The 6,656-nt window shown below is 36.9% G+C and carries 7 protein-coding genes and 1 pseudogene; 4 read left to right on the forward strand and 4 right to left on the reverse strand.

Annotated features, from left to right (window positions below; all coding sequences use genetic code 11):
* Positions 1-176, reverse strand: a pseudogene (locus G577_RS11920) (IS1380 family transposase); the annotation flags it as partial.
* A 201-nt stretch (positions 177-377) separates the two neighbouring features.
* On the opposite strand from G577_RS11920, the gene citD reads away from it, so the two are divergent.
* The 4 genes from citD to citX are packed head-to-tail and all read left to right on the forward strand — an operon-like array spanning position 378 to position 3,622.
* On the forward strand, positions 378-686 hold the full coding sequence (citD, locus tag G577_RS0109635) for a citrate lyase acyl carrier protein (RefSeq protein WP_028791012.1): 309 nt from the start codon (positions 378-380) through the stop codon (positions 684-686).
* A complete protein-coding gene (gene citE / locus G577_RS0109640; protein WP_028791013.1) occupies positions 674-1,561 on the forward strand; it encodes a citrate (pro-3S)-lyase subunit beta in 888 nt (295 codons plus the stop codon). The genes citD and citE overlap by 13 nt, the downstream gene beginning before the upstream one ends.
* Positions 1,562-1,563: 2 nt before the next feature.
* A complete protein-coding gene (gene citF / locus G577_RS0109645; RefSeq protein ID WP_028791014.1) occupies positions 1,564-3,096 on the forward strand; it encodes a citrate lyase subunit alpha in 1,533 nt (510 codons plus the stop codon).
* Positions 3,089-3,622 carry a citrate lyase holo-[acyl-carrier protein] synthase gene (gene citX / locus G577_RS0109650; RefSeq protein ID WP_028791015.1) on the forward strand — a complete coding sequence of 178 codons (534 nt, stop codon included), beginning with the start codon at positions 3,089-3,091 and terminating at the stop codon, positions 3,620-3,622. The genes citF and citX overlap by 8 nt, the downstream gene beginning before the upstream one ends.
* Before the next feature lie 441 nt (positions 3,623-4,063).
* Here the strand turns inward: citX and G577_RS0109655 are convergent, their stop codons facing one another.
* The 3 genes from G577_RS0109655 to G577_RS11660 all read right to left on the reverse strand — a co-directional run bounded on the left by G577_RS0109655 (position 4,064) and on the right by G577_RS11660 (position 6,391).
* Positions 4,064-5,164 (reverse strand): SLC13 family permease, encoded by a 1,101-nt coding sequence (locus G577_RS0109655; protein ID WP_038027734.1) that lies wholly within the window; start codon positions 5,162-5,164, stop codon positions 4,064-4,066.
* 416 nt (positions 5,165-5,580) lie between these two features.
* Positions 5,581-6,048 (reverse strand): AbrB family transcriptional regulator, encoded by a 468-nt coding sequence (locus G577_RS11655; RefSeq protein WP_162141357.1) that lies wholly within the window; start codon positions 6,046-6,048, stop codon positions 5,581-5,583.
* Positions 5,987-6,391, reverse strand: coding sequence for an AbrB family transcriptional regulator (locus G577_RS11660; RefSeq protein ID WP_155988506.1), 405 nt, complete (start codon positions 6,389-6,391; stop codon positions 5,987-5,989). Before G577_RS11660 ends, G577_RS11655 begins: the two co-directional genes overlap by 62 nt.
* Positions 6,392-6,656: the final 265 nt, after the last annotated feature.

A 6,656-nucleotide genomic window follows, 5' to 3' on the forward strand; every position in this document is an offset into this window, starting at 1 on the left:
CGAGGATCCGGGATATGAACATATTGGGCTAACAATGAGTCAAAATGAATTTGTTTTAAAAATTCAGCGACCAAGATAAGCCCCGCATCATTGGTTAAGCTTCCGCCATCGTTGGCGACCGTGATTTCTTTTTGGGCATTGAATGTGAGCGATTTTTGTTGTAAAGTGAAAGACATAAGAACGCACTCCTTTTGTGTTTATTGTTGTTTTTATCGACTTTACAATAACATAGAGTGCGTTCTTTTTGTACACCTAGAAGGTGTGGAAACAGTTTTTTAGAAAAAAGGTCATGCCAAGGGTTAAACGGCCCTTGGCAAAATTTAGAAATCATTCAGGTATAATTATTTAAAGAAAAATTTTTAAACGAGGTGAATACAGTGGAACTATTACAAAATGCTGTTAGCGGAACCTTGGAATCTAGTGATATTCAAATCACTATCCAACCCGTTGATAATGCGGATATCCAAATTGATTTGGATAGTAGTGTAGAAAAACAATTTGGCCGTAAGATTCGGCAAGTCATCACAGATACGTTAGAACGTCTAGGTGCCCAAGGGGTCAAAGTGACGGCTGTAGATAAAGGTGCGTTAGATTGTACCATTCAAGCGCGTACAATTACAGCTGTACATCGTGCAGCTAAACAAGAACGATATGATTGGAAGGAGATTGACTCATGGAACGATTAAGAAGAACAATGATGTTTGTCCCTGGCCAAAATGCGGCGATGTTAAGAGATGCACCATTATATGGGGCAGATTCTATTATGTTTGATTTAGAAGACGCGGTGTCCTTGCCAGAAAAAGATTCTGCAAGAACGTTAGTTCACAATGCTTTACGTACTTTTGATTACAGTAGCGTAGAAACAGTGGTTCGTATTAACGCTTTAGATGCTGGCGGAAAATTAGATGTTGAAGCGATGATTTTAGCAGGCATCGATGTTATCCGTTTGCCTAAAACAGAAACAGCACAAGATATCATTGATGTTGAAAAAGTGATTACCGAAGTAGAAGAGCAAAACCATATCGAAGTAGGGACTACGAAAATGATGGCCGCTATCGAATCAGCAGAAGGGGTATTAAATGCGCCTAACATTGCTAAAAGTTCTGATCGCCTCATTGGTATTGCTTTAGGAGCAGAAGATTATGTGACAAATCTAAAAACAGAACGTTATCCTGATGGTAAAGAATTATTTTTCGCACGTAGTATGATTTTACATGGTGCAAGAGCTGCTGGCATTGCTGCTATTGATACAGTTTATTCCAACGTTGAAAATCCTGAAGGCCTTGAAAGCGAAGTACGACAAATTAAACAACTTGGTTTTGATGGAAAATCAGTGATTAATCCACGGCAAATTCCAATTGTAAATAAAATTTATGAGCCAACAGAAGATGAAGTGCAAAACGCTAAAGAAATTATATGGGGGCTGCGCGAAGCACAAGAAAAAGGTTCAGGTGTGGTTTCTGTAAACGGAAAAATGGTGGATAAACCCGTCGTTGAACGTGCAGAACGTGTGGTTGCTTTAGCTATAGCTGCAAATATGATTAAAGAGGAGGATATTTAGTTATGGTAGTAAATAATGTTGGCAAAGATATTCCTCAAGAATATGCGGACCAGTTTGGGGTTTATGAAGGAGAACTTGCTCATATTAGCGAATATAAAGAAGCAAGCCGTCAAACAAAACCAACAAAACCCAATGATGAAAAATTATTAAAAAGTATTCGAGAAGCTATTCAAAAAACAGGCTTAAAAGATGGGATGACGATTTCTTTTCACCATCATTTTCGTGAAGGCGACTACGTAATGAATATGGTCTTAGATGAAATTGCAAAAATGGGCATTAAAAATATCTCTATTGCCCCAAGTTCAATCGCGAATGTCCATGAACCGTTAATTGACCATATTAAAAATGGCGTAGTGACAAATGTTACTTCTTCTGGTTTACGCGATAAAGTAGGTGCCGCTATTTCTGAAGGCATTATGGAAAACCCAGTTGTGATTCGTTCCCACGGAGGCAGAGCGCGGGCGATTGCTGCAGGCGATATTCATATTGATGTAGCCTTTTTAGGGGTACCGAGTGCTGATGAATATGGTAATGCGAATGGGACAAAAGGAAAGGCCACTTGTGGTTCATTGGGTTACGCCATGATTGATGCAAAATATGCAGACCAAGTGGTAGCTATTACGGACACTTTAGCGGATTACCCAAATACACCTATTAGCATACCGCAAACTGATGTGGACTATGTTGTAGAAGTTGACGCAATTGGAGACCCAGAAGGTATTGCAAAAGGCGCTACCCGTTTTACTAAAGATCCAAAAGAATTGATTATTGCGCAAAATGCGGCGAAAGTTATCACTAATTCACCTTACTTTAAGCAAGGTTTTTCTTTCCAAACAGGTACTGGGGGTTCTGCTTTAGCTGTTTCTCGTTATATTCGTGAACAAATGATTGAAGATGGCATTACCGCAAGTTTTGCTTTGGGCGGTATCACAAATGCAATGGTAGATTTATTAAAAGAAGGGCTAGTGGAAAAAATCATTGATGTACAAGACTTTGACCATCCATCAGCTATTTCCCTTGATGAAAATGACGAACATTATGAAATTGATGCTAACATGTACGCTTCACCTTTAAGTAAAGGGTCAGTCATTAATAAATTAGATACAGCTGTTTTATCCGCTTTGGAAGTTGACACGGACTTTAACGTTAATGTCATCACTGGTTCAGATGGTGTCCTTCGTGGTGCTTCAGGTGGACATTCCGATACGAGTGCTGCTTGTAATATGAGCTTGGTTATTTCTCCATTAGTTAGAGGCAGAATACCAACGTTTGTTGATAAAGTAAATACAGTCGTTACACCGGGAGATAGTGTGGATGTGATTGTGACGGAAGTAGGCATTGCAATCAATCCTAATCGTCAAGATTTGATCGACCACTTTAAAGACCTAGATGTACCTCAATTTACTGTTCAAGAGCTTAAAGATCAAGCTTATAGTATTGTTGGAGAACCTGATCCTATTGAATATGGAGATAAGACGGTTGCTTTGATTGAGTATCGTGATGGTACTTTAATTGATGCGGTGAAAAATGTCTGAGCAAGTATTTTCAGGGGCTGAAGTATCTTTAGCTGAAATGCTTGAGACTCGCGAATTGCGTGCTAGTCGGCAAACAGAGTTACTGCATAAATGGCCAAATGCTTCATTGTTATTAGCGACAATGAATATTCCCGGTCCTGTGAAAAACTCAGTTGTACTAAGTCGAGTTTTTTCACAGATGGTCGCACAGATTAAAGAAAAACTGACGGATATTCATGTTCTTTATAAAGTAGAATATGATTTTAAAACGGGTGCTGAATTTTATCTTCTAGCAGAAGTTTCTCCCGTAACGTTAAAAGAGATGATGATTGATTTAGAAGAAAACTTTCCTTGCGGGCGATTGTTTGATCTAGATATTCATTATTTTGCAGACGGTCTACAAAGTATCAGTCGTCAAGATATTGATCTTTCCCCAAGACAATGCTTAATTTGTCAAAGAAATGCCAAAGAATGTGGACGTGAGCGGCGTCATTCAGTAGAAGAAATGCAAGCAAAAATTGCAGAAATTATTGATAAAGAAAAATAAATAGAAGCAACAAAAAAGCATCGCGTGATTTTTCCACGCGGTGCTTTTTTTACGAATAATAGGATTAATATCGGGTCATATTTGAAACTTATTGGACCAATAAATAAAGATAAGCACATAAGATTAGCGAACTTATGTGCTAAACGAGCAATAAGCTCATAAGTCCACTAACCTTATGTGCTTATCTTGTTTTAACCACACTAGTTTATTGATCTTATGTGCTTAATCCACTCTAAATGGAGCTTTCGCTATTCTTTTCTTAAAATAAGCACGTAACTTCGACAACCTTATGTGTTTATTTTGTTTTAGCCACACTAGTTTGATGAACTTATGTGCTAAACGAGCAATAAGCCCATAAGATTTGCAAACGACAGGCTGTTAGTCATAATAAAGTTCTTATTTTTCTGTGTTTTATAAAAACATAGAAATCTTTTTTGTATTTCAAACAATAAATGAGATGATTAGTGTTAACAGCGACAAATAAATAATGTTGACTAGATAAAAATTACGAGTAAACAGCTTACGGTCATTTGGAATCTGAATATGAACAATTTTATAGCCAATCAGATTGGCTAAAGAAGCAATCAATGTTCCTAATCCGCCAATATTGACCCCTAAAAGAATCGACTGGTGATATTTAGTAAAGGGTGCTAGCAAGATGGCTGCAGGAACATTAGAAATTACTTGCGAAGCCAATATACCATCTAATAATGTACTTATTGGATTAGTAAATGTTCTCTGTAGCCAGTTAACCAATTCCTCCGATTGACTGAGATTTCCTACGATAATGAAAAAGAAGGCAAAAGTACAAAGCAGCCGATAATCGATTTTTCGAAAAAGTTGAGGCCGCCAAAATAAGATAATGCCAGCCACGATGATAAAGGCTATAAGATAATGAATCACACTAAAAACACCAGCGATCATTACGATCATTAAAAGACCATAAATAATTGCTTTTTGATGATCAAATGGCTTGCTAATTATTGTTAAGCTAAGAGGGTCTTTAGGTATAAATTGGATAGACACCATGAGTAACACCAATGATAAAACAGCTAACAGACCAGTTAAATAGAAAAATTCCAATAAAGGAATATTATAATACGAATATAAAAATAAGTTTTGTGGATTGCCAAATGGGAAAAAACTACTTCCTAAATTTGCTGCAATAATGATATAAACGCTACCTAACAATACGGATTGACGATTAGCAATCACTTTTGTCATTCGCAGATAAATAGGTAATAAGGTTAATATTGCTACATCATTGGTTAAAAACATCGAACTAAAAAAGCTTAATAATACAATATATCGGATCAGCTGTCGGAAAGTCAGACTTTTTTTAACTAAGATCTGACCGAAATAGCTTAAAATTCCAGTAGAGTCCAGTCCACTGATAACCAACATTAAGCCACCTAGCGTCGCAATGACTTTAAAATTAATATCTTGGACAGAAAAACGACCTAAAGTCACAGCGATAATTGCCAGCAAGAGTGAAATACTAAAAAGTAGATCGTTGCGGAAAAAATTGATTGTCCTTTTCATTAATTGGCTCCTTATGAATGCTAGGATGTGCTAATTTTAGCACTCTTTTTCTAAGGTTAAAATAAAAAGATACGAAGTTATTTTCATGAGGAATAAAGCAAGACCTGGTATTTGTCATAGCATCAAAAATTATATGAAAGTTGGCGTAGCCTAATACCTCCCAACTTTTCGGTGCTCATTTGAGAACTGTCTAAAATCATCATTTTTAGACTTTTTTTGTCAGCAGATTAGTATATCTGATTGCTGTAATAGGATATAGTAAATTTTTCCCATGGTCGATACCTGCTCTTGTAAGTGGTATCACTGGGACTCCTATGTTGAATCAAATTGGTATTATGCTCGTGATTGTAGTAAGTATATTAGGTTTCTCAGCTACTTTAGTTTGGAGGAAGTATGCAAATCAGACATAAGGAGATTTATAGTAAAAAGCTAACGAATTGATAGAGTAGCGGCATAATCCCTACTGCATGAATTAAACGAGCAATCTGGATCATAGCGACACTATTCATATTGACGCCGTAGTCAGCCGAAATCAAAGCAATGTCTGTAGCTCCAGCAGGACAGGAAGCAAATAGGGCAGAAGTAAAGTCTAGCCAATTTTTATGCTTATTTATTTGGGCATAAAAATAACTAATGAGTAAATAGATAATAATTAAAAGCATAGCTGGTATAAAAAAAGATACCAAAGAAGTTGCGACTTCACGAGTAAAACTAGATCCTACCATTGATCCGGCTAAAATTTGAGCAAATTGTCGAATTTGAATAGGAAAAGCAGTAATATTCGTACGTAACTTAAATAGACCGGAAAATAACAAAGATAGACTAAGCGTTCCTGCTGGAAAACCTAAAAGATAGCCTAACAGTCCCCCCAGCAATTCCGACAAGCATAACAATTAAAAAGTGTTTTTTATTCAAAAATGGTATTTGGTTAGTTGTTACCGTATTTTCTTTGGTAGAGTCAGGGGAACTTTCGGTAGAAAAAAGGTTGATCCAAGCTGGAAAAAGCAACAAAACGCCCACACTACGTACTAATTGCATGATGGCAACCACATGGATGTCAGAATCAAAATCAGCTGCGATTAAAGTCGTGTCCATTAAGCCACCGGGTGTGGTTGCTAAAAGCCCCGTTAAGACATTCCAATCAAAAATATAGGAAAAAGCAAATCCGAGTATAAATGTACCTGAATGATTTATAAAAATTTGTGGATAACGCATTCGACCGATCAACGAGGTGACTTTTATGTTATTTTCCCTTTTTATCGCCACTTTTTAATCAAGAATAGGAAGGGATAATCGAACGACGCTAAAAAAAGATAAAATTCTTCCTAGAGAATGAAAGCCAAGCCTTTTTTATAAGGATGAAAAGGGCAAAAGTAAACTAGAGATTCAATCGCTGAATTCGTGTAAGGACTTCCCAAAAAAGTGTATTGTAAACATTTGTACTTGATAAGGGAATTTGCACTTGACGCGCGTGCTCTGTGACTTTTCCAGC

It is taken from the genome of Tetragenococcus muriaticus DSM 15685 (genome assembly GCF_000423785.1).
GTDB classification, from domain to species: Bacteria; Bacillota; Bacilli; order Lactobacillales; family Enterococcaceae; genus Tetragenococcus; species Tetragenococcus muriaticus.